This window comes from Streptomyces sp. NPDC104761, from assembly GCF_055583445.1.
Genome location: NZ_JBVJNZ010000001.1, coordinates 1 through 21,704, shown reverse-complemented (window position 1 = coordinate 21,704; position 21,704 = coordinate 1). Strand labels below are relative to the sequence as shown.

Here is a 21,704-nt window from a genome sequence, read left to right as displayed (position 1 = left end):
CCGTCGTTCTCCGGGGATTTGGGGCCACCGCACCCGTTCCGGCAGGGGCGAAGCCCTGGACAGGGGCACAAGGGCCGCCCGGAGCCCCGCCGATACGCCTGGCACATGCCACGGCGCGGCCACCCGTCCGCCGTGCCGCCCGTGACCAACCCCATACGGTCTGCGTAGTGGCCCGGTGGCGCACGGTCAGTTCTTGCCCCTACGCTGTTGCGCATGTCCCCCGATTCCCGAACCCCTGGTTCCGTGCGGTCTGCTGCCGAGGTCAACGAGCACATCCGGGCGCTGTGGCTGCGTGCGGGCGGAACCCTGTCGGCGCAGGAACGGTCGGAGTACGAGCTTCTGGTGGTCGAGTGGGCCGCGGCGATCCGCGAGCAGATCATCGAGGCGGCCTGACCGGGCAGGGTTCAGCGGCCGCCGGAGACGCGCAGCACGGTGCCCGTCGTGTAGGACGCCTCGGGCGACAGCAGCCAGGCGATCGCGGCGGCGATCTCCTCGGGACGGCCGGCCCGGCCCAACGGCGTGGTGTGACCGACCCGTTCGGCCCGGCCCGGATCGCCCATCGCCGCGTGGATCTCGGTGTCGATCACGCCGGGCGCCACGGCGTTGACCCGCACGCCGTCGGGGCCGAGTTCCTTGGCGAGGCCCACGGTGAGGGCGTCGACGGCCGCCTTGGTCGCCGCGTAGTGGACGTACTCGCCGGGGCTGCCGAGGGTGGCCGCCGCCGAGGACACGTTCACGATGGCGCCGCTCCCCCGGGCCGCCATCAGCCGGGCGGCACGGCGCGAACACAGCAGCGTGCCCAGCAGGTTGACCTCCACCACCCGGCGGAGGTCCGCGGTCGCGGCGTCGGCCAGCCGTCCGAACGGCCCGGTCACGGCGGCGTTGTTCACCAGCCCGGTGACGGCCCCCAGCTCCCGCTCCGCCGCGTCGAACAGCCCCTCCACCTCGGCCTCCACGGACGTGTCCACGCGGACGACGGCACAGCGCGCCCCGTCCTTCCGCACCCCCTCCGCGACCGCCTCGGCGGCGTCGGCGTCCCGGACGTAGCCGATCACCAGGTCGTGCCCGTCCGCCGCGAGCCGCAGACAGGTCGCCGCGCCGATACCCCGGCTGCCACCGGTGACCACCGTGACGGGACGTGCCATCTCAGACCTCCTCGAACCGACCGGACAACGATCTTACGTCCGCCCCCGCCCGCGCACGGGCTCCCCGGTCAGCGCCGGACATCCGGGCCGTCGAGGCCACGAGCCGCCCGGATCCGACCGAGCCGCTCCGTGGCCGGCCGCCGCCCGCCGGGGAACTGGTCGTCCTTGTCCCAGCGCCACGCTGTGATCATCGCCGGCACGAGGGTCCGGCACCGAGTGCGGCCACCGGGCATCCGACCGCGGTGAGTCGCTGGGCGAGCTCGATCTCGAACCGCGCGACCTGCTGCGCCGCAGTGCCACCCGGGCCAGCACGTCACATGGCAGCAGCTGCAGGGTGGGCTCGTTGGAGTCCTGCAGAACGGTCACGTCGTCAACGGCCAGGCCGAGCGACCCGGCGGTCGGGACGGCCGCAGCCGCGGCACGCCGGGCTTCTGACGCCTGCACGCTCCCTGGTTCCCTTCCCCGCATGCCGTCCCGTTCCGTGTCACCGGCGGCGCGGACGGTCAGTCCGTCCGGCGGGCCACGCGGTAGCGCAGGTAGACGACTTTCGAGCCGAAGGTGCGGGATTCGACGAGTTCGAGGTCCACGCGGCGCTCGTTGCGGGCAAAGTACGGGATGCCACCGCCGACCAGCACCGGGTAGACCCTGATCCGGTACTCGTCGATCAGATCGAGCTCGGCCGCCTCCGCGGCGAGCGCCGCGCCGCCGATCGCGATGTCGCCCTCCCCCGGCTCGTCCCGCAGCCGCCGGATCTCCTCCGCCAGACCGCAGGAGGCCAGGCGGGCGTTGCCCTGTACCGCGGACAGCGTGGTGGAGAACACCACCTTGGGGAGCTGCTTCCAGATCTCGGCGAACTCGCGCGTCGAGAAGCCGAGCGACGGATCCTCCTCTGCTGTCTCCCAGTACAGCATCGTCTCGTACAGCCGTCGCCCCAGCAGGTGGGCGCCGGCCCCCCGGACCTCCTCGGTGGCGAGGCGGAAGACCTCCTCGTCGGGCTCCCCCCAGCCGAAGTCGCCGTCCGGTCCGACGATGTAGCCGTCGAGCGAGACACTCAACGAGTAGGTCACCTTGCGCATCGGATGTCCCTCCTGGGTAACGGGTTCGAAAGTACGACCGCCGGAACCCGCAGAACTCATCGACACGACGCGGCGGACAACCTGGCGTCCGTGCGGTCCGGTTCGAACATCACCGAATATCGTCCGTGCCCCTTGGCTCCGCCCGCCCGGTGCCCAACACTGAGCCGATGACGCAGCGTGTGGAGCTCGCGACCGTGATGGACCGGCTGGCCGTGGACGAGATGGTCACCGAGTACGCGGTGGCCGTCGACGACGGTGACTGGGCGGCGTACCGGAGGCTGTTCACGGCGGACGGGCGGGCCGACTACCGCTCCGCCGGCGGGATAGAGGGCGATGCCGGACAGGTGGCCGGGTGGCTCGCGGAGAACCTGACCCTGTTCTCGATGCGGCAGCATCTGATCGTCAACCGCCGGGTGCGGTTCGGGATCCTGGACCACGACACCGGCGACACCGCCCGTCTGCAGGCCGACTACGTCAACCCGATGCGCTTCGCCGGCGGCGACGCCGCCTCCACCGCGCCGGACTTCGTGTGCGGCGGCCGCTACTCCTTCGCGTTTCTGCGCACCCGGGACGGCTGGCGGCTGCGTCAGGTCGTCGTCGAGGAGCGGTGGCGCAGGCTGCCCGAGCCGCGTGCGGTGGCCGTGTCCGACTGACCCCGCCCCCCTGCCCCCTGTCGGAGCTGCGGTCCGGTCCCGCACACTGGATGGACCCGCAGGCAGGAGGCGATGGATGAGGACCGTCGAGCGCTGGCTCACCTCCCCGTGGCGGCGTTCCTGCGCCGGGGCGCTCGCCGGGGCGCTGCCGGTGCTGGCCTTTCCGGCGCCGTCGCTGTGGTGGTTCGCCTACGTCGCGCTGGTGCCGTGGCTGCTGCTGGCCCGCTCGGCGCCGACGGGGCGGCGGGCGGCGTACGACGGCTGGTGCGGCGGGTTCGGGTTCATGGTCGCCGTGCACCACTGGCTGCTGCCGAGCCTGCACGTCTTCATCTTCCTGATCGCCGGTCTGCTGAGCGTGTTCTGGGCGCCCTGGGGCTGGGTGACGCGCCGGCTGCTTGGCGGGGTGCCGTCGCCGGGGCGGGCCGCGGCCGCGGTGCTGGTGCTGCCCTCGGGCTGGCTGATGGTGGAGCTGGTGCGGTCCTGGCAGGGGCTCGGCGGCCCGTGGGGGATGCTCGGCGCCACCCAGTGGCAGGTGACACCGGCGCTGCGGCTGGCCTCGGTCGGCGGGGTGTGGCTGCTGAGCTTCCTGGTGGTGGCGGTCAACGTCGCGGTCACCGTGCTGGTGTCCGTGCGGGAGGTCCGGGTCCCCGCGGTGGCCTCGCTGGTGGCCACGGCGGCCGCGACCTCGGCGGCCTGGGTGTGGTCGCCGCGCCCGGACGTCGACGGTCACGTCCGGATCGCCGTCGTCCAGCCCGGCGTCGTCGACGGCGCCAACAGCGGCGACCGGCGGTTCGACCGGGAGGAGCAGCTGACCCGGCAGCTGGCGGGGCGGCATCCGGACCTGATCGTCTGGGGCGAGAGCAGCGTCGGGTACGACCTCGGGGACCGGCCCGGTCTGGCGCGGCGGATCGCCGCTCTCTCCCGCGAGACCGGCGCGGACATCCTGGTCAACGTGGATGCCCGGCGTTCCGACCGGCCCGGCATCTACAAGAGCTCCATCCTGGTCGGCGCCGACGGCCCGACCGGCGACCGGTACGACAAGATGCGGCTTGTTCCGTTCGGCGAGTACATACCGGCCCGCTCGCTGCTCGGCTGGGCCACCTCGGTCGGCAAGGCGGCCGGAGAGGACCGGCGGCGCGGTACCGAGCAGGTGGTGATGGACGTCGGCCACGGGCTGCGGATCGGCCCGATGATCTGCTTCGAGACGGCGTTCCCCGACATGAGCCGGCACCTCGCCCAGGACGGCGCCCAGGTGCTGGTCGGCCAGTCGTCGACCTCGTCCTTCCAGGACAGCTGGGCCCCCGAGCAGCACGCCTCGCTGGCCGCGCTCCGGGCCGCCGAGACCGGCCGGACGATGGTGCACGCCACGCTGACCGGGGTGTCCGCCGTGTACGGACCGGGCGGCGAGCGCATCGGCCCGTGGCTCGGCACCGACGCGAGCACCGCCCGGGTCTACGAGGTGCCGCTCGCCCGCGGGGTCACCCCGTTCGTGCGGTTCGGCGACTGGCCGGTGGACGGCGCGCTGCTGGTGCTGGCCGCGTACTGCCTGGCCGAGGGGGTGCGGACGGTCAGGCTGCGCCGGACTGCCGCCGAACCTCTCGTACCACGTGCTCGCACAGCTCATGAGTCGCCAGTGCGTCCCGGGCGCTGAGCACCTTCCCGGCGCGGACGGCGTCCAGGAAGGCGAGGACGGCCTGTTCGATGCCACGCTGCCGGGCGACCGGCACCCAGTCGCCGCGTCGGCGGACCGTCGGCTGGCCCTTGTGGTCGACGACCTCGGCGAGGTTGAGGACCTGGCGCTTGGTGTCCTGTCCCGAGACCTCCAGGATCTCCTCCGCCGAGCCGCTGAGCCTGTTCATCACGCCGAGCGCCGTGAAGCCGTCGCCGGCGAGCTGCAGGACGACGTGGTGCAGCAGGCCGTCGGCGGCCCGGGCACGGACGGTCACGTCCTCGACCGGACCGGGGGCGAGGAAGCGCAGGGTGTCGACGACGTGGATGAAGTCGTCGAGGATCATCGTGCGGGGTTCCTCGGGCAGCCCGACGCGGTTCTTCTGCATCAGGATCAGCTCGCGCGGGTGGTCGGCGCACTGCACGTAGCCGGGGGCGTGGCGCCGGTTGAAGCCGACGGCCAGCGACACGTTCCGCGCCTCGGCGAGCGTCACGAGCCGCTCGGAGTCGGCCAGCCGGTAGGCGAGGGGCTTGTCGACGTACGTCGGTACGCCCGCCTCGAGCAGCCGGGTGACGATTTCGGGGTGGGCGACCGTGGCCGCGTGCACGAAGGCGGCGTCGAGGTCCTGGGCGAGGAGGTCGTCGAGGGTCGCGTGCCTGCGGTCCTCGGGCAGGTGGAGGCTGTCTCCGACCCGGGCCAGGGTGGCGGGGGTGCGGGTCTGCAGGTGGAGTTCGAGCCCCGGCTGCACGGCCAGCACCGGCAGGTACGCCTTCTGCGCGATGTCGCCGAGTCCGATGCAGCCGACCTTCACTGACGCTCCCCTAGCGGTTGCCCACACATGCCTGTGCGAAAGCATACGGGCCGATAATCCGTGGTGGGATCGGCCGTGGTGGGCCAGGATGCCGGGCATGACGACCGAACGCCGCATGCCCGCCGTGGACGCCGACGAACGCACCATGCTGGAGGGCTGGCTGGAGTTCCACCGGCAGACCCTCGCGGTGAAGTGCGAGGGACTGACCGACGCCGAGCTCAGGACCGCCTCCGTGGAACCCTCTCCGCTGTCCCTGATGGGGCTGGTGCGCCACATGGCCGACGTGGAGCGGTCCTGGTACCGCAGGGTCCTCGCCGGGGAGGAGGCACCGCCGCTGTACTTCAGCGACGAGGACCCGGACGCCGATTTCCGGATCACCGAGGTGGACACCTGGCAGGAGGCGTACACGGCCTGGCAGGCCGAGATCGACGCCGCCCGGCAGGCCGCGGCCGGCTTCGGGCTCGACGACCTCTCCAAGGGCCGCCACCGCCGCTCCGGGGAGCAGATGACCCTGCGCTGGATCCACACCCACATGATCGAGGAGTACGCCCGGCACAACGGCCACGCCGACCTGATCCGCGAGCGGATCGACGGCGCGACCGGCGACTGACGTCAGCCTGGCGACCACCCGTCCCCCGTACGGGGCACGAGATCACCCGTGCGGGGCACCAAAGTCTTGTCGACGGTGTCAACCCCCGCGCCGAACCAGCAGAGTTGCGCGGGTGCATCGAACGACGACCACCGCAGCGCTCCTGGTCACCGTGACCGTCTCGGCCCTCTCCGGCTGTGTGACCGTCCAGCACCCGGCGGCACCCGGCCCGCCTCCGGGTACGGCGCCCTCGCTGCCGTCGGTGCCCCGCCCGGACGGCAGCGCCGCGCCGCGAGTGGTGCAGGCGCCGGTCAAGGAGGCCCTGGAGATGGTCGGCCCGTCCCGACCGCCCCACCGCGCCGCACCAGCCGCTCCGCACGCCCCGGCGCCCGCTCCCCCGGCCGGCCGCCGCCCGCCGGCGGCTCCGCGCGCCGTCCCGCCGCAGCCCCCCGCCGCTCGCCGGTCGCACAGCCCGCAGGCCGGCCTCCCCGGCCTCCCCCGCTCCGTCCCGAAGGCCCCGGACGTGTGCGCCCTCGGTGAGCAGTACGGCGGCTGGGCCGCGGACAGCACGCAGGCACGCGTCTGCGCGCAGGCGTACGGGCACTGAGAACCCGGTGCGGCGCTACTCCGGCCGCTGTCGCGGTGGGCCCCAGGACTCGCCCGGGCCGCCTGCGTCGCCGAGCCGCAGTTCCAGGCGGCCGATCGCGGCCCGGACCCCGTTGCCGTACCCGTCGTCGCCGAGGGCCACGGCAGCGCCACGGGCCCGGTGCAGGTGGCTGCGGGCGGCCTCGGTACGGCCGAGCTTCACGTAGTCGGCGGCGAGGTTCAGGTGCAGGGAGGGATAGAAGCCGCGCAGCCGCGCATCTCCCTGCGCCTCGTCCGCCGCGGACAACGCCCGCAGGTCCCAGGCGAGTTCGTCGGACGGGTCGTCCTGGGTGTCGGCGAGGTAGTGGGCCAGGGTGCAGCGGTGCAGCGGCTCACCGTGCTCGCCGAACTCCGCCCACAGGTCGAGCAGGCGCCCCCGGGCCTCCTCGCGGTCCCCGGCATGGTGCAGCATCACCACCTGCCCGATCCGCGTGAGTACGGCATCGGGTGCCGTGCGCTCCTGTCGCTCCGCCACGGGGCCCTCCGGGCTGTAAGCCGTTGTGTGCTGCCGACGGTAAACGGCGCCGTCAGCTTTTCTTGTCAGGCGGCGCCGCTGGACCATGGGCCGGTGGTCGGCCGCGGGCCCGCGGGGGGCTGGTCGCGCAGTTCCCCGCGCCCCCTACGGGGCGCGTTGCCCCACGGTCCGCTGCGAGGCGCCCTCGTGGTGGCGACGCTTGACGGCGGCGCCAGGGGTGACCGGCAGACGGCGGCGCTGGACCGCGGGCCGGTGGTCGGCCGCGAGTCCGTGGGGGCTGGTCGCGCAGTTCCCCGCGCCCCCTACGGGGCGCGTTGCCCCACGGTCGGCTGCGAGGTCAGCCCAGGTTCGGGATCCGCCAGTCGATCGGCTCGTGGCCCTGGGCCGCCACCGCCTCGTTGATCTGGGTGAAGGGGCGGGAGCCGAAGAACTTCTTCGCGGAGAGCGGGGACGGGTGCGCGCCCTGGATCACCACGTGCCGGGTCTCGTCGATCAGCCGGAGCTTCTTCTGCGCGTAACCGCCCCAGAGGACGAAGACGGCCGGGTCGGGACGCTCGGCGACCGCGCGGATCACCGCGTCCGTGAACTTCTCCCAGCCCTTGTTCTTGTGCGAGTTGGCCTCACCGGCACGGACCGTGAGCACCGCGTTGAGCAGCAGCACACCCTGCCGGGCCCACGGCATCAGATATCCGTTGTCCGGCACGGACTCCCAGCCCAGCTCCTCGCGCATCTCCTTGTAGATGTTCCGCAGGGACGGCGGGATCCGCACGCCGGGGCGGACGGAGAAGCACAGCCCGTGGCCCTGGCCCTCGCCGTGGTAGGGGTCCTGGCCGAGGACGAACACCTTGACCTGGTCGAACGGCGTCGCCTCCAGCGCGGCGAAGACCTCCTCGCGCGGCGGGTAGACGGGACCCTTCGCCCGCTCCTCCTCGACGAACTCGGTCAGCTCCTTGAAGTAGGGCTGCTGCAGCTCGTCGCCCAGAACCCCGCGCCAGGACTCGGGCAGCATGGCGATGTCGGTCACGTCAACGTCCTCACGAATTGCGGTCACTTGCAGATCCTGCCAGTACGGAAAACCTACAGGCGACCACTGACAACCGGTGCCGGACGGGTTTCACCAGCTGGTCTTGCGGTGCAGCTCCCACATCATCATGATCGTCGACGGGTCGAGCGCCTTCTCGCCGCCGGAGATGTCGTCGCTGGCCGCGACGTACTGCCGCCCCTGCCACAGCGGGATCAGCCGGGTGTCGTTGACGAGGATCTGCTGCGCCTCCTCGAAGTCCTTGACGACCTCGGCGCGGTTGCTCTCGCTGCGGGACCGCGGCAGCAGCCTGCCGGTGATCACCGGGGACGGGTAGGGCGTGCCGAGGGCGTTCTGCTCGCCGACGAAGGGCGCGATGAAGTTGTCCGCGTCGGGGAAGTCCGGGAACCAGCCGCGGCCGAACACCGGGTACTCGCCCTTCTGGTAGCCGACGACGTAGGTCTTCCAGGGCCGGCTCCTGAGGGTGATGGTGAACAGCCCGGAGTCGTCCAGCTGCTGCTTGAGCTCCTGGAACATCCGGCCGGTCTCGGAGCCGTAGCGGTCGGTGGTGTACCAGAAGGTGAGCGGGACGCGCCGGCTGATGCCGGCGTCGGCGAGGATCTTGCGGGCCTTGGAGGTGCTGGGGTCGCCGTAGTCGTCGAAGAAGCTGGTGGTGTGGCCGGTCAGGCCGGCCGGGACCATGGAGTACAGCGGGTCGACGGTGTCCCTGTAGACGGAGTGGGCGATCGCGGCGCGGTCGACGAGCTGGGCGACGGCCTTGCGCACGGCGGGCAGCTTGGCCCACGGGTCCCTGGGGTTGAAGACCAGGTAGCTGATGTCGGTGCCGGTGCCGTCGATCAGCTGCAGGTCGGTGCTGCGGCGCGCCTCCAGGGCCACGATGTCGGAGGCGGCGAGACCGCGGTAGGTGACGTCGATGTCCCCGGAGCGCAGGGCCTTGACCATGGTGGCCGAGTCCTGGAAGTAGCGGATGGTCACGGCGTCGTTCTGCCGGTCGGCGAAGCCCTGGTAGTTGTCGTTGCGGACCAGCTCGGCCCGTTTGCCGTCCTCGTAGGACCTGAGGGTGTAGGGCCCGGAGCCGTGCACGGAGGCGTCCTTGCGCAGCGAGTGGGCGGGGTAGTCGTCCGGATCGACGATCGACATGGCCGGGGTGGCGAGCACGAACGGGAAGGTGGCGTCGGGCTTGTTCAGGTGGAAGACCACCTCGCGGTCGCCGGTCGCCTGCACCCGGTCGAGGCTGCCGAGCAGTCCGGCCGGGCCGCTGGGCGCGTTGATGCTCCGGATCCGGTCGATGGAGTACTTGACGGCCCGGGCGTCGAGCTTGTCGCCGTCGGCGAACTTCAGGCCGGAGCGCAGTTCGCAGCGGTAGGTGCGGGAGCCGGAGTCCGTGAAGGCGCAGTTCCGCGCGGCGTCGGGCTGCGGGGTGGTGGCGCCGTCGGGGTAGGCGAGCAGGGTCTGGTAGACGTTGCGGAACAGCTCCCAGGAGCCGTCCCACGATCCCGCCGGGTCAAGGGTGCTGGGGGCACTCGTGGTGCCGACGACGATCGGTCCGCTGTTGTCCGCGCTGCTGCCGGAGAGCACTCCGCACCCGGCCACCAGGGAGATGGACGCGACCGCGGCGGCTCTTCGCAGACCTCGGTTCCGGTTGAACACGCGCACGCTCCTCGATCCGCCGTACCAGGGGTCGGCGGCAGACCATACCGCAGCGTTGCGCGCGTGGAAGCACCCCGGAAACACGGGCGTTGATCGAATGCGCTATGACGACGTTGTCATTCCCCTGTGCGGATCTTGTACGATCGCGTGGGCGCCGTTTTCCTCACAGATGCGGCAAATATCTGTGACGAAGACGACGCCCGACGCTCCGTCAGGCCATGCCGGCGTTGAGGAAGATGCCCCCGTCGACGACGAGCGTCTGGCCGGTGATCCAGTCGGACTGCTCCGAGGTGAGGAACGCGGCGGCGCCGCCGATGTCGGAGGGCACGCCGAGCCGCTTCAGCGGGTAGCCCGCGGCGGCCTCCGCCTCGCGGCCCTCGTACAGGGCCTCGGCGAACTTGGTCTTGACGACGGCCGGAGCGATCGAGTTGACCCGGACCCCGGGGGCGAACTCGTGGGCCAGCTGCTGGGTCAGGTTGATCATCGCGGCCTTGCTGATGCCGTACGCGCCGATGAACGGCGAGGCCGAGAGGCCGGCGACGGAGGCGATGTTGACGATGGCGCCGCCGTTGTCCTTCTGCCAGGCGTGCCAGGTCTTCTGGGCGAAGCCGAGGGCGGAGACCACGTTGGTCTCGAACACCTTGCGGGCCACGTCCAGGTCGACGTCGGCGATCGGGCCGAACACCGGGTTGGTTCCGGCGTTGTTGACCAGGTAGTCCACGCGGCCGAAGGCCGCCATGGCGCGTTCGACGACCTCGCTCTGGTGGGCCAGGTCGTGCGCCTTGCCGGCGACGCCGACGACACGCTCGGCGCCGAGGCTCTCGACGGCCTCCTTGAGGGCTTCCTCGTTGCGGCCGGTGATGACGACGCGGTCGCCGCGGGCGATCATCGCCTCGGCGACGCCGTAGCCGATGCCGCGGCTCGCGCCGGTGACGATGGCGACCTTGCCGGAAAGCTCGGGCAGTTCAGTCATGTCAGTGTTCCTCAGGTTCCCCGGTGTGCTGCTAGTCGAGCGGTCCGCCGGCCACGTACAGCACCTGGCCGGAGACGAAGCCCGCGGCCTCGTTCGTGAAGAAGGCGATGGCGTTGGCGATGTCCTCGGGCTCGCCGACGCGCTGCACGGGGATCTGGGTGGCCGCGGCGGCCTTGAACTCCTCGAAGCCCATCTTCACGCGCTCCGCGGTGGCCTTGGTCATCTCGGTGGCGATGAAGCCGGGGGCGACGGCGTTGGCGGTGATGCCGAACTTGCCGAGCTCGATGGCGAGGGTCTTGGTGAAGCCCTGCAGACCGGCCTTGGCGGCGGAGTAGTTGGCCTGGCCGCGGTTGCCGAGCGCCGAGGAGGAGGACAGGTTGACCACCCGGCCCCAGCCGGCCTCGACCATGTGCTGCTGGACGGCCTTGGTCATCAGGAAGGAGCCGCGCAGGTGCACGTTGAGGACCGTGTCCCAGTCGGACGCGGACATCTTGAACAGCAGGTTGTCGCGGAGCACGCCGGCGTTGTTGACCAGGATGGTCGGGGCGCCCAGTTCCTCGACGACCCGCGCGATCGCCGCGGCCACCTGGGCCTCGTCGGAGACGTCGGCGCCGACCGCGATCGCCTTGCCGCCGGCCGCGGTGATCTTCTCGACGGTGTCCTTGCAGGCGGCCTCGTCGAGGTCGATCACGGCGACCGCGCGGCCCTCGGCGGCCAGTCGTACGGCGGTGGCGGCGCCGATGCCGCGTGCGGCCCCGGTGACGACGGCCACCCGCTGCTCAGTGCTGGACATGCTGTTTCTCCTCGCCCTTGAGAACACCTGGGTACACCTGGTCGAGAACCCGGCCGACGGGTGAGCGACCGCTTAGTACCTTCGACAGACGTGACGCTAGAAGCCCTGGCACGCGGTGTCAACGTCACTCCGCGCCAGTGTGATCCATTACCTCACCAGGAGGTCCAGCAACCGCTCCGTCTCGGCGGCCGGGTCGCGGGTGAGCCCGGTGTGCACGGGGCCCGGCTGCACGACGGTGGAGCGGGGCGCGACCAGCCAGCGGAACCGCCGCCCCGGGTCGTCGCCGGCCGCGTGTCCCGCCGCCGCCCCGCCCGCGCAGATCCCCTCCACCGCCCCGAGCGCGGCCCGCACCCCGGCGACGTCCGCCTCCGGATGCAGGGCCAGCAGCCGGGCCTCGTCGAGATGGGTGCGGGCGCCGACGTAGCCCTTGGCCCGGCAGTACACGAGCACGCCCGCGTTGATGCACTCGCCGCGCTCCACGCGGGGTACGACGCGCAGCAGGGCGTACTCGAAGACGTCCCGGTCGCCGCCCTGGCCCGTCCGGGTGATGTGGCGCTCGGTCATGTGTCCGGCCACGTTGATGTGGGTCTCGCTCACTTGGCCCCCTCGATGCCGGTGATGCGCTCGTGGATGACGGCGGCCCGGGTGAGCAGCGGCCGCGCGTAGGTGCGCCGCAGGTCGTCGGGGGTGTCGAAGCCGGGCTCGGCGGCGAGCCAGACGTCCGGGATCTCGGCGGTGACCTCGGCGAGCAGGTCCTCGGTGACCAGGGGCGCCAACTCGGCGGCGGCCGCGCGGACGTCGGGGCCGAACCCGCTCAGTGCGTGGTCGGCGGCGTCGTACGGGCGGGCCGCGGAGGCCTCGGCGGACGGCCAGTTGTGCTGCCAGATCATGGTGGCGCCGTGGTCGATGAGCCACAGGTCGCCCTGGTGGACCAGCAGGTTGGGGTTGCGCCAGGAACGGTCGACGTTGTTGACCAGCGCGTCGAACCAGACGATCCGCCCGGCCTCCGCGGGGCTCACGGAGAAGGCGAGCGGGTCGAAGCCGAGGGCACCGGAGAGGAAGTCCATGCCGAGGTTGGTGCCGCCGCTGCCCCGCAGCAGGTCCTGCACCTGCTGCTCGGGTTCGCCGAGTCCCAGCACCGGATCCAGTTCGACGGTGACCAGACGGGGCATCCGGAACCCGAGCCGGCGCGCGAGTTCACCGCAGACGACCTCGGCGACCAGCGTCTTGCGGCCCTGCCCCGCACCGGTGAACTTCATGACGTACGTGCCGAGATCGTCGGCCTCGACGAGCCCCGGCAGCGAACCGCCCTCGCGCAGGGGCGTGATGTAGCGGGTCGCGGTGACTTCTCGCAGCATTTTCCCAGGCCATCCAGCTTCTCAACCAGGCAGTCGTCGACCGGGGGCCTCCGGCACGAAGTGAGCATAGTAACCGAGCGTGACAGCGGTGAGGTCCGGGCCCGGCCATGCGACGACGCGGCTCGCTGCGTCCCAGGTCAGGACCGACAGCGAACCGACAGCGCTGTTTTACCGAAGCCTCATGTCCAGGTGGTCACTATCTGGATGCCGTCTGAACAGGTGGTGCCCGAAGACCGTACCCCTGGACGGATCAACGAGAAGCTCCGCGGAAGGGAACCCCTCACATGACCAGCGCACCGCTCAACCCCTCGGCCAGCCCGGCTCGCCGCACCGTCATGGTGGCGGCCGGAGCGGCAGGGCTCGCCGCCGCGCTGACCGCCTGCGGGTCGTCGGACGACGGCTCGTCGAGCACGACCACCACGAACGGCAACGCGGGCGGTGGCTCCACCACGCAGGACAGCAACGGCTCGGCCGGCGGCTCCACGGCCGCGGCCGGTGGCACCGCGCTCGCCAAGACCACGGACATCCCCGAGGGCGGCGGCACGATCTACAAGGACCAGGCCGTGGTCGTCACCCAGCCCACGTCGGGCACGTACAAGGCGTTCTCGACGAAGTGCCCGCACGCCGGCTGCGCGGTGACCAGCATCGCCAACGGCGAGATCGTCTGCCCCTGCCACGGCAGCAAGTTCGCCATAGCGGACGGCAGCGTGAAGCAGGGCCCGGCGACCACGGGCCTGACGGCCGCGAACATCACGGTCTCCGGCGACCAGATCTCGCTGGCCTGATCCTCAGGACCGCCGACGCGGTTCTCCGAGGCAGCCGAGCACCTCGTCCGTGGTCGCGACCGTGGCGACCAACGCGAGGGTGTTGCGGACCATCGCGGGGGTGTACTCGGGGGGCACTCCCGCTACGGCGTCGGCCGGGACGACGGCCGTGTAGCCCCGGTTGACCGCGTCGAACACGGCATTGGGAACGGCCACGTTGGCCGAGACACCGGTGACGACCAGGGTGCGGCAGCCGAGGTTGCGCAGCAGCGGGTCGACGTCGGTGCCCTGGATCGGCGACAGGCCGTGCAGCCGTCGTACGACGAGGTCCTCCTGCGAGACCTCGATGGGGGGCGCGACGCGGACCGCCGCGGTGCCGGAGAGCTGCTGGACGGGCAGCCGTTCGGCGGCGCGGAACAGGCGGGCGTTGCGGTTCGCGCCGCGGCCGTCCGGGCGGCGTTCGGCGATCGCGTGGATCACCTGGACACCGGTGTCGTGCGCGGCGGCGACCAGGCGGGCGATGTTGTTGAGGGCCCCTGACGTCCGTGCCTCACGGGCGAGTTCGGGCAGCGCGCTGTCCGGGCCCACCACACCCTGCTGGCACTCGACGGTGAGCAGCACGGTGCTCTCGGGGTCGAGGAGTTCCGCGAGCCGCTCGTACGACGACGGCATGACGCCCCCTTCCGCCTTGGTGCGGGGCGGGTGACACTAACCGCCATCGCGCGGGAACGGAAGAAGAGACAGAAGAAGAGGGGGCCGCATGACCGTCACTCAGCGCCGGGGCCGGAAGATCATGATGACGCCCGGTGAGCTGGACGAGTTCCTCACCACACAGCGCACCTGCCGGGTCGCGACCGTCTCGGCGTCCGGCGCCCCGCACGTGAGCGCCCTGTGGTTCGCCTGGGACGGCACGTCCCTGTGGCTCTACTCAGTGGTGCGCAGCCAGCGCTGGAAGGACCTCAGCCGTGATCCGCGGGTGGCGGTCGTCGTCGACTCCGGTGAGGAGTACGACCAGTTGCGCGGCGTCGAGCTGAGAGGGAGCGTCGAGTTCGTGGGCGAGGTCCCGCGCACCGGCGAACTGGTCGCCGAACTCGACTACATCGAGACGGTGTTCGCCCGCAAGAACTTCGGCCTGGACGAGATGCCGCACGACGGCCGGCACGCCTGGGCCCGGCTCACCCCGACGAAGACCGCCTCCTGGGACTTCCGCAAGCTGGGCTCGGCGTAACGCGGTTCGAGGGGGCCGCCTCAGGCGATCGCCCCGGCCGCGCCGCGCAGCTCCTGCACCGCCGCCCGGATCGAGGGGCGGCGGTCGGCGTCGGCCCGCCAGACGACGTACACATGGCGGCGCACCCGCTGCTTCAGCGGCACCATGACCACGCCCTCCGGCACCGGGTGCCGGCCCAGCAGCGGGGCGATGCAGACGCCCAGTCCGGCTGCCACCAGGTTGAGTTGCGTGTGCGTCTCGGCCGCGCGGTGCCCGACGATGGGCTCGATGCCGCGCGAGCGCAGCGTGAACATCAGCCATTCGTGGCAGAACTCGCCCTCGCCCCAGGTGATCCACTCGTCCTCGGCGAACTCCCCCAGGTCCACCTCCTCGCGGCCGGCGAGCCGGTGCCCGGCCGGCAGCGCCACCTCGGCCGGGTCGTCCAGCAGGGGCGCCTTGACCAGCCCGTCGGGCACCGGCATCGGCTTGTTGTACCAGTCCAGGACGACGGCGAGGTCGAGGTCGCCGCGGACGACCCCGGCGACGCCGTTCTCCGGTTCCAGTTCGCTGGAGCGGACGCGCAGCGCCGGGTGCCGGGCGCGCAGGGCGGCCAGTGCGGCCGGGAACAGGCCGCGGGCTGCCGTCGGGAACGCGGACAGCCGCAGCTCGCCGACGACCTGGCCCCGGTGCGCCTCCAGGTCGGACTGGGCCAGCTCGACCTGGGAGAGGATGCGGGCCGCGTGCTCGGCGAGCAGCCGCCCGGCGTCGGTGAGCCGGATGCCCCGGCCGTTCTTCGCGAGGAGCTGCTGGTCCACCTCGCGCTCCAGCTTGCCCATCTGCTGCGACACCGCCGACGTGGTCACGTGCAGGGCCTCGGCGGCGCCGCTGACCGAGCCGTGCCGGGCGAGGGCGTCGAGGGTGCGCAGGCGCTCCAGGTTCAACATGTAAGTGATTCTAAGAGGTACCCCGTGGGAAGTCTCGATTGTGCTACGATGTTGCCTCCGGCATCGTTGCGGGCATGAGTACCGTGACCTCCGCCGCGACCGGCAAGCCCGCGCTTGTCACCACCGACTCCCGCCCCCGCCTCGACTGGCGGCTGCGCTTCGGCGTCCTCTCCCTGATCTGGGGCTTCAGCTTCCTCTTCATCAAGGTCGGGACGGAGGGCTACGCACCGTTCCAGGTCACGCTCGGCAGGCTGGTGTTCGGTACGGCGGTCCTCGCGGCGGCGATGGCCGTGAAGCGGCAGCGGCTGCCGCGGGGCGCCCGCACCTGGGGGCACCTGGCGGTCGCCGCGTTCCTGCTCAACGCGCTGCCGTTCTCCCTCTTCGCCTACGCCGAGCTGACCATTCCGTCCACCCTGGCCGGGATCTGCAACGCGACCTCGCCGCTGTGGGGGATGGCGCTGTCGCTGGTGGCCCTGTCGGAGGACCGGCCGACGCGGGTCCGGTTCGCCGGGCTCGGCCTGGGGTTCATCGGTGTCCTGACGGTGCTGGGCGCCTGGGAGGGCTTCCACGGCCTGGACGTTTCGGGGACGCTCATGGCGCTGCTGGCGTCGCTGAGTTACCCGGTCGGATGGATCCACGTGCGGCGGACGCTGGCCGGGACGGGCGACTCGCACCTGGCGATGACCGGCGCGCAGCTGCTGCTGGCGACCGCGCAACTGGCCGTGGTGACACCGCTGTTCACGTCCTTCCCGGCGCACTTCGCCCTCGTCCCGCTGCTGGCGGTCGCCGCGCTCGGCGCACTGGGGACGGGACTCGCGGTGCTCGTCCAGTACGGGCTGGTGGCGGAAGTGGGTCCGACCACCGCCCAGATGGTCACCTACTTCATCCCGGTCATCGCCGCCGCGGCGGGGGTCGCGGTGCTGGGCGAGTCGCTGCGGTGGAGCACGCCGGTGGGCGCGGTGATCGTCCTCGCGGGGGCGGCCCTCACCCAGGTACGGCAGCGCCCCGCGGGGGCGCGGGGAACTGCGCGACCAGCCCCCACCGGCCCGCGGTGAACGAACGGCACAGCCGGCGGAGCGCTCAGGCCTGGATCCGGCCCCCCTTCGCCGGCGTCACCGCTCTCGCCACCGCCGCCGCCAGCGGCCCCGCCTCCTCGGGGGTCAGCGTGGAGACGGTGACCCGGATGCCCGGCGGGGTCGCCAGGCGGTAGCGGGCGCCCGGGGCCACCGCCCAGCCTTCGAGCAGCAGCAGGGACACCGCGCCCGTCTCGTCCGGGACCGGTACCCAGACGTTCATGCCGCTGCGGCCGTGCGCCTCGATGCCGTGGTCCGCGAGCGCGTCGACGAGGAGCTCGCGACGGGCCCGGTACGCCGCCGCCACCGCCGGGCCGTCCACCACGCCGTCGGCCCACATCCGGACCACCGTGCGCTGCAGCAGGCGGCTCACCCACCCCGGTCCCAGGCGCTGACGCCCCCGCACCCGGTCGACCGTCACCTCGTCGCCGGTCAGGGTGGCCAGGCGCAGGTCCGGGCCGTAGGCCTTGGCGACCGAGCGGATGAAGGCCCAGTGGTGCGTGACGCCCGCCAGGGCGTGCAGGGGGAGGTCGACGATGCCGTGGCCGTGGTCGTCCTCGATCAGCAGGGTGTGCGGGTGTGCGCGCAGGACGGCCCGCAGGGCACGCGCGCGTGCCGCGCTCACCGCGGCACCGGTGGGGTTGTGCGCCCGGGCCGTGACGAGCAGGGCGCGCGCCCCGGACTCCAGGGCCCGGCGCACGGCGTCCGCACGCGGCCCCTCGTCGTCGACGGCCACCGGGACGGTGCGCAGCCCCAGCGCCGGGATCAGGTCGAGGGTGCGGCTCCAGCCGGGGTCCTCGACAGCGACCGCGTCGCCGGGCCTGAGATGCGCCAGCAGGACGCGTTCGGCCGCGTCCAGGGAGCCCGAGGTGACGGTGAGCGGAGCGTCGGGCACGTCCTCGGCGGCCAGTTCGGCGCGCGCCATCCGCTCCAGCTCCGGCTCGACCGGCTCGGCGCCGTAGAGGACCGGGGCACGGTCGCACTCGGCCGCCACCACCCCCAGGACCGGTGCGAGGGCGGGGAGCAGCGCGGGGTCGGGGTTGCCGGAGGACAGGTCGCGCACCCCGGCCGGGACGTCGGGGAGCTGGTCGCGTCCGGTGGTGGCCGGCTTCGGCCGGACCCGGCTGCCCCGCCGGCCGGCCGTCTCGATGACCCCGCGCTCGCGCAGCGTGCGGTACGCGGCCGCGACCGTGTTGGGATTCACCCCGAGCCTGCCCGCCAGCTCCCGCATCGGGGGCAGCAGTTGCCCCGGCTCCAGCTCCCCGGCAGCCACCGCGCGCTCGACGCTGGCCGCAATCTCTGCTGCGCCGCGCCCTTCGATCCGATATTCTCCTAGCACAAACAACATTATGCACTAGTGCAAGGGAGATCCGCAATGGAGACAGCCGTACCGGGAACCGTCCCGGCCCAGCCCGCCGCCTACGCGCAGACCGACCGCACCGTTCCCACCCGCTCCGCCGAGCGCGCCTCGTACGACAGGGAGCTGGTGCACGCGATCCTCGACGAGGGCTACCTCTGCCACCTCGGCTTCGTGCGGGACGGCGCGCCGGTGGTGCTGCCGACGCTGTACGGCCGGGTCGGCGAGGTCCTCTACCTGCACGGTTCGACGGGTTCGCGGCCGCTGCGGATGACCGGCCAGGCCGATCCCGGACTCGCGGTGTGTGTCACGGTCACCCACGTCGACGGCCTCGTGCTGGCCCGCTCGGCCTTCCACCACTCGGTCAACTACCGCTCCGTGGTGGTGCACGGCATCGCCCACCAGGTCACCGACCCCGAGGAGAAGAGCCGCGCGCTGGACGCCCTGGTCGACCACGTGGTGCCGGGCCGGGCCGCCGACTCCCGCCCCGCCAACAAGAGGGAGCTGGCCGCCACCGCGGTGATCCGCCTCGACCTGAACGAGGTCTCCGCCAAGACCCGCACGGGCGGGGCGAACGACGACCCCGAGGACATGGACCTCCCGCACTGGGCGGGCGTACTGCCGCTGCGCAAGGGATACGACGCTCCGGTGGCGAACGGCGACCTGGCGGCGGACGTTCCGGTGCCGCCGTACCTGACGGGCGCCTGAGACGGCGCTGGGAGGGATGCCCCCGGCCGAAGGCCGGGGGCGGGAACTGCGTGACAGCCACGACGGGCCGCGGCAACTGCCGCGGCGCGCTCAGGCCGAGGCGACCGGCTCCTTCGCCGCGCTCCGGCTCACCACCGACTCCGGCACCGGAGTCGAGGACTGTGCGATGAACGCCCCCAGCAGGACCACGGCTCCCCCCACCACCTGCGGCACACCCAGCCGCTCCCCCAGCAGCACCCACGCCAGCACGGTCGCCACCACCGCCTCCAGGCAGGCCACCACCCCGGCCACCTGCGGCGACAACCGCCGTACCGACACCACACCCGTGACATACGCGACGACCGTCGCGACCAGCACGATCCACCCCAGCAGGACGACCGCCGGCACGGCAGCCCCGTTCATCCGGGCGGAGCCGCCCAGCACCGACCAGTCCAGCTCCCACGGCCGGGCCACCACGGTGAGCAGGCCCGCCCCTACCAGCAGCCCGTAGGCGATCACCCCCAGCGGATCCGCCCCCTCGCCCCCGCCGTGGTCGGCCAGCACGAAGTACCCCACCTGGCAGCACGCCGCCGCCAGCGCCAGCACCAGCCCCAGCGCGTCGAACCGCAGCCCCGACCACACCTCCACCACACAGGCGAGGCCGCCCGCCGCGAGGACGACACCGAACGCGGCGGCACGGGTGACCGGCCGCCGCTGCACGAACCGGACCCAGCCGAGCACCAGCGCGGGCGCGAGGTACTCCACGAGCAGCGCCACGCCCACCGGTATCCGGGAGATGGCGGCGAAGTAGCAGGCCTGGACGCCGGCCACGGCGAGCAGGCCGAACCCGGCGAGCAGCGCCGGCCGGCGGCGGGGCAGGTCGCGCTGGCGGACGGCGAGCGGCAGCATCACCAGGGCGGCACCCGCCACCCTGAGCCACACCACCTGCAGCGGCGCAAGCCCGGCCTCGATCAGGGGCTTGGCCGCGACGCCGGAGCCGCCGAAGGCGAGCGCCGACGCGAGGGCGAGGGAGAGCCCGAGGCCCTTTCCATGGCTGCTGTCAGTGGTGTGCACCGGCACATGATGCCAGCACAGGACATGAGCGTCACCCCTGATGACACCTGTCTCAACGGCTGGACGTGCGGTGTTCCCCGCGCTCCCCCTCGGCGTCCCGGACCGCTCCGGCCGCGCCGACCGCCCCGTCGCCGTCTATCCGCACGGCCAGTTCACGCGCGGCGACCCCGGCCCGCTCCAGCACCTCGACGGCCCGGGACTCGGGGTCGAGGACCAGGCCCGCGAGCAGGTCGATGCCGTCCGAGTGGGCCGCGCCGCGGCGCCGGGCACGGCTGCGGGCGTACTCCAGGGCGGCCGCGGCCACCGGGGACCAGGCGCCGTCGCCCCTGCCCTCGGCTCTTCCCCCGGCGTACGGGAGGGCGGGCAGCGCGCCGGAGTCCTCGACCCCGCCCTGCCAGCGCAGGCCGTAGCCGATGCTGCGCTGCACGAGGTAGCCGAGCAGGCGGGCCAGTTGCGGAGCGTCGCCGATGACGGCGCGCACGTCGGCGTCGTGCTCGATCAACGAGTGCAGCAGATGGGCGGTGTCGACCTGGCGGTCCCCGTCCCGCACGGCCCGGCGGCGGGCACCGGCGACCACCGCCGCCGACTCGGCACCGAGCCCGGCATCGTCGTCCGCGTGGATACCGCCCTGGTCCTGGGCGGGCTGGCGGGGAATACGGGGTTGCACACCCCTACCTCATCAATCCCACAGGCCTGAGTCATCGGCGGGGGGAAGCATCTTCACGTCCCACGCAGAGTGGACGCGGATGGCCGGAATCTCCTCCTTGCGGATGAGATCAGGCCGATTCCGGCCACCGGGGCGCGTGCCGTCTTGCCGCGCGCCCCATACGCAACCGTCGCGCATCCGCCGGACGTCTCCCCCTGACGTGGAGAGCGGGTGCTGTTGCTGGCTGGTCGCCCTGCCGGCGGTCGACGGCAGGCAGTACGTGTACCGGGTCTACGCCCCGGCGGACGCGCTGCTCGCGGACCTGTTCTGGGACGCCTGGCACTGCCACGACGAGAGCGCGTTGCCGCGCGCGTGGGACCTGTTCGACGCGGCGCTGATACGACGGGTCGGCTGACCGGCCCGGGCGCCCCCGATCGGCACATTTCCTGACGGTTCATCAGTATTGAATGTTCGAGGCCCTGCGGCTACGTTCCGCGACACCGTAGCCCGACACGAAGGGGTGGCCCGATGGCCGAAGTCAGCGCGGAGGCACGCATCCAGGCACCGGCCGAGAAGGTGTGGGCACAGCTCACCGACTGGTCGGCGTACGGCGAGTGGAACGCGACCCACACCAACTTTCCCAAGGGCGGCCCCGAGACCCTGGCGGTGGGCGGCACCTTCCAGGAGAACATGAAGCTGATGGGCTTCCCGGCGGAGGTCGAGTGGACCGTCGAGGAACTGGAGCCGGCGCGGGTGCTGGCGATCCGCGGCAAGGGCCCGATGGCGGTGACCGTCGCCACGCGTTACACGCTCACCCCGGACGGGGACGCGACGGTGGTGCGGATCGACGGCGAGTTCACCGGCGCCGCCGTGTCGCTGATGGCGGGCAAGCTCAAGGACTCGGCGACGGCCGCCCTCGACGAGTCGCTGCGCAAGCTGGGCGGCCTGGTGGCCTAGGGGCTGCCCGGCAGAGACGGAGGCGGGGGGGGGGGGGGGGGGGGGGGGGGGGGGGGGGGGGGGGGGGGGGGGGGGGGGGGGGGGGGGGGGGGGGGGGGGGGGGGGGGGGGGGGGGG

The 21,704-nt window shown here is 72.6% G+C and carries 26 protein-coding genes; 11 read left to right on the top strand and 15 right to left on the bottom strand.

Features of this window, described 5'->3' with window-relative positions; all coding sequences use genetic code 11:
* Window positions 1-213: 213 nt before the first annotated feature.
* Entirely contained in the window at window positions 214-393 is a 180-nt protein-coding gene (locus tag ACZ63F_RS00130) for a hypothetical protein (protein WP_350778494.1), read from the top strand.
* Between the two features lie 11 nt (window positions 394-404).
* Here ACZ63F_RS00130 and ACZ63F_RS00125 read toward each other — a convergent pair whose 3' ends face one another.
* Together ACZ63F_RS00125 and ACZ63F_RS00120 are read right to left on the bottom strand one after the other, a co-directional pair.
* On the bottom strand, window positions 405-1,145 hold the full coding sequence (locus ACZ63F_RS00125) for an SDR family oxidoreductase (RefSeq protein WP_469707237.1): 741 nt from the start codon (window positions 1,143-1,145) through the stop codon (window positions 405-407).
* 503 nt (window positions 1,146-1,648) lie between these two features.
* A complete protein-coding gene (locus ACZ63F_RS00120; RefSeq protein WP_469707235.1) occupies window positions 1,649-2,221 on the bottom strand; it encodes a dihydrofolate reductase family protein in 573 nt (190 codons plus the stop codon).
* A gap of 167 nt (window positions 2,222-2,388) precedes the next feature.
* Here ACZ63F_RS00120 and ACZ63F_RS00115 point away from each other — a divergent pair, with 167 nt between their 5' ends.
* Complete coding sequence (locus tag ACZ63F_RS00115; RefSeq protein WP_469707233.1) at window positions 2,389-2,874, top strand: nuclear transport factor 2 family protein; 486 nt, start codon at window positions 2,389-2,391, stop codon at window positions 2,872-2,874.
* A 76-nt stretch (window positions 2,875-2,950) separates the two neighbouring features.
* Entirely contained in the window at window positions 2,951-4,525 is a 1,575-nt protein-coding gene (gene lnt / locus ACZ63F_RS00110) for an apolipoprotein N-acyltransferase (RefSeq protein WP_469707231.1), read from the top strand.
* On the opposite strand, the gene ACZ63F_RS00105 is transcribed toward lnt, so the two are convergent.
* Complete coding sequence (locus ACZ63F_RS00105) at window positions 4,443-5,354, bottom strand: Gfo/Idh/MocA family protein (RefSeq protein WP_469707229.1); 912 nt, start codon at window positions 5,352-5,354, stop codon at window positions 4,443-4,445. The genes lnt and ACZ63F_RS00105 overlap by 83 nt on opposite strands.
* A gap of 97 nt (window positions 5,355-5,451) precedes the next feature.
* On the opposite strand from ACZ63F_RS00105, the gene ACZ63F_RS00100 reads away from it, so the two are divergent.
* Together ACZ63F_RS00100 and ACZ63F_RS00095 are read left to right on the top strand one after the other, a co-directional pair.
* Entirely contained in the window at window positions 5,452-5,964 is a 513-nt protein-coding gene (locus ACZ63F_RS00100) for a DinB family protein (RefSeq protein WP_469707227.1), read from the top strand.
* Window positions 5,965-6,076: 112 nt separating this feature from the next.
* Window positions 6,077-6,550: a hypothetical protein gene (locus ACZ63F_RS00095; protein ID WP_469707224.1), complete on the top strand. Its 474-nt coding sequence runs from the start codon at window positions 6,077-6,079 to the stop codon at window positions 6,548-6,550.
* A gap of 15 nt (window positions 6,551-6,565) precedes the next feature.
* On the opposite strand, the gene ACZ63F_RS00090 is transcribed toward ACZ63F_RS00095, so the two are convergent.
* The 7 genes from ACZ63F_RS00090 to ACZ63F_RS00060 form a co-directional block, all read right to left on the bottom strand.
* Window positions 6,566-7,063: a hypothetical protein gene (locus ACZ63F_RS00090; RefSeq protein ID WP_469707222.1), complete on the bottom strand. Its 498-nt coding sequence runs from the start codon at window positions 7,061-7,063 to the stop codon at window positions 6,566-6,568.
* Window positions 7,064-7,400: 337 nt separating this feature from the next.
* Complete coding sequence (gene ung, locus ACZ63F_RS00085; protein ID WP_469709256.1) at window positions 7,401-8,087, bottom strand: uracil-DNA glycosylase; 687 nt, start codon at window positions 8,085-8,087, stop codon at window positions 7,401-7,403.
* 90 nt (window positions 8,088-8,177) lie between these two features.
* Entirely contained in the window at window positions 8,178-9,755 is a 1,578-nt protein-coding gene (locus ACZ63F_RS00080; protein ID WP_469707220.1) for an ABC transporter substrate-binding protein, read from the bottom strand.
* Window positions 9,756-9,966: 211 nt separating this feature from the next.
* Window positions 9,967-10,728, bottom strand: coding sequence for an SDR family oxidoreductase (locus ACZ63F_RS00075; RefSeq protein ID WP_457740000.1), 762 nt, complete (start codon window positions 10,726-10,728; stop codon window positions 9,967-9,969).
* Window positions 10,729-10,759: 31 nt separating this feature from the next.
* Window positions 10,760-11,521 (bottom strand): 3-oxoacyl-ACP reductase FabG, encoded by a 762-nt coding sequence (fabG, locus tag ACZ63F_RS00070; RefSeq protein ID WP_089105586.1) that lies wholly within the window; start codon window positions 11,519-11,521, stop codon window positions 10,760-10,762.
* 147 nt (window positions 11,522-11,668) lie between these two features.
* Complete coding sequence (locus ACZ63F_RS00065; protein WP_469709254.1) at window positions 11,669-12,085, bottom strand: DUF3037 domain-containing protein; 417 nt, start codon at window positions 12,083-12,085, stop codon at window positions 11,669-11,671.
* Between the two features lie 29 nt (window positions 12,086-12,114).
* Window positions 12,115-12,879, bottom strand: a complete 765-nt coding sequence (locus tag ACZ63F_RS00060; protein WP_469707217.1) for a HipA family kinase — start codon at window positions 12,877-12,879, stop codon at window positions 12,115-12,117.
* A gap of 284 nt (window positions 12,880-13,163) precedes the next feature.
* On the opposite strand from ACZ63F_RS00060, the gene ACZ63F_RS00055 reads away from it, so the two are divergent.
* Window positions 13,164-13,664, top strand: a complete 501-nt coding sequence (locus tag ACZ63F_RS00055) for a Rieske (2Fe-2S) protein (protein ID WP_469707215.1) — start codon at window positions 13,164-13,166, stop codon at window positions 13,662-13,664.
* A gap of 3 nt (window positions 13,665-13,667) precedes the next feature.
* Here ACZ63F_RS00055 and ACZ63F_RS00050 read toward each other — a convergent pair whose 3' ends face one another.
* Window positions 13,668-14,315 (bottom strand): cysteine hydrolase family protein, encoded by a 648-nt coding sequence (locus ACZ63F_RS00050; RefSeq protein WP_469707214.1) that lies wholly within the window; start codon window positions 14,313-14,315, stop codon window positions 13,668-13,670.
* 88 nt (window positions 14,316-14,403) lie between these two features.
* Here ACZ63F_RS00050 and ACZ63F_RS00045 point away from each other — a divergent pair, with 88 nt between their 5' ends.
* Window positions 14,404-14,871, top strand: coding sequence for a pyridoxamine 5'-phosphate oxidase family protein (locus tag ACZ63F_RS00045; protein ID WP_468365458.1), 468 nt, complete (start codon window positions 14,404-14,406; stop codon window positions 14,869-14,871).
* A 20-nt stretch (window positions 14,872-14,891) separates the two neighbouring features.
* On the opposite strand, the gene ACZ63F_RS00040 is transcribed toward ACZ63F_RS00045, so the two are convergent.
* On the bottom strand, window positions 14,892-15,794 hold the full coding sequence (locus tag ACZ63F_RS00040; RefSeq protein WP_351961229.1) for a LysR family transcriptional regulator: 903 nt from the start codon (window positions 15,792-15,794) through the stop codon (window positions 14,892-14,894).
* A gap of 74 nt (window positions 15,795-15,868) precedes the next feature.
* On the opposite strand from ACZ63F_RS00040, the gene ACZ63F_RS00035 reads away from it, so the two are divergent.
* Entirely contained in the window at window positions 15,869-16,849 is a 981-nt protein-coding gene (locus tag ACZ63F_RS00035) for a DMT family transporter (protein ID WP_469707212.1), read from the top strand.
* Between the two features lie 25 nt (window positions 16,850-16,874).
* On the opposite strand, the gene ACZ63F_RS00030 is transcribed toward ACZ63F_RS00035, so the two are convergent.
* Window positions 16,875-18,206: an aminotransferase class I/II-fold pyridoxal phosphate-dependent enzyme gene (locus ACZ63F_RS00030; RefSeq protein WP_469707210.1), complete on the bottom strand. Its 1,332-nt coding sequence runs from the start codon at window positions 18,204-18,206 to the stop codon at window positions 16,875-16,877.
* Between the two features lie 36 nt (window positions 18,207-18,242).
* Here ACZ63F_RS00030 and ACZ63F_RS00025 point away from each other — a divergent pair, with 36 nt between their 5' ends.
* Window positions 18,243-18,932 carry a pyridoxamine 5'-phosphate oxidase family protein gene (locus ACZ63F_RS00025; RefSeq protein WP_469707208.1) on the top strand — a complete coding sequence of 230 codons (690 nt, stop codon included), beginning with the start codon at window positions 18,243-18,245 and terminating at the stop codon, window positions 18,930-18,932.
* 90 nt (window positions 18,933-19,022) lie between these two features.
* On the opposite strand, the gene ACZ63F_RS00020 is transcribed toward ACZ63F_RS00025, so the two are convergent.
* A complete protein-coding gene (locus ACZ63F_RS00020) occupies window positions 19,023-19,991 on the bottom strand; it encodes an EamA family transporter (RefSeq protein WP_469707206.1) in 969 nt (322 codons plus the stop codon).
* A gap of 46 nt (window positions 19,992-20,037) precedes the next feature.
* Window positions 20,038-20,652: a hypothetical protein gene (locus ACZ63F_RS00015; protein ID WP_469707204.1), complete on the bottom strand. Its 615-nt coding sequence runs from the start codon at window positions 20,650-20,652 to the stop codon at window positions 20,038-20,040.
* A gap of 199 nt (window positions 20,653-20,851) precedes the next feature.
* Here ACZ63F_RS00015 and ACZ63F_RS00010 point away from each other — a divergent pair, with 199 nt between their 5' ends.
* Together ACZ63F_RS00010 and ACZ63F_RS00005 are read left to right on the top strand one after the other, a co-directional pair.
* Window positions 20,852-21,046 (top strand): hypothetical protein, encoded by a 195-nt coding sequence (locus ACZ63F_RS00010; RefSeq protein ID WP_177233345.1) that lies wholly within the window; start codon window positions 20,852-20,854, stop codon window positions 21,044-21,046.
* 113 nt (window positions 21,047-21,159) lie between these two features.
* Entirely contained in the window at window positions 21,160-21,588 is a 429-nt protein-coding gene (locus ACZ63F_RS00005) for a type II toxin-antitoxin system Rv0910 family toxin (RefSeq protein WP_469707202.1), read from the top strand.
* Window positions 21,589-21,704: the final 116 nt, after the last annotated feature.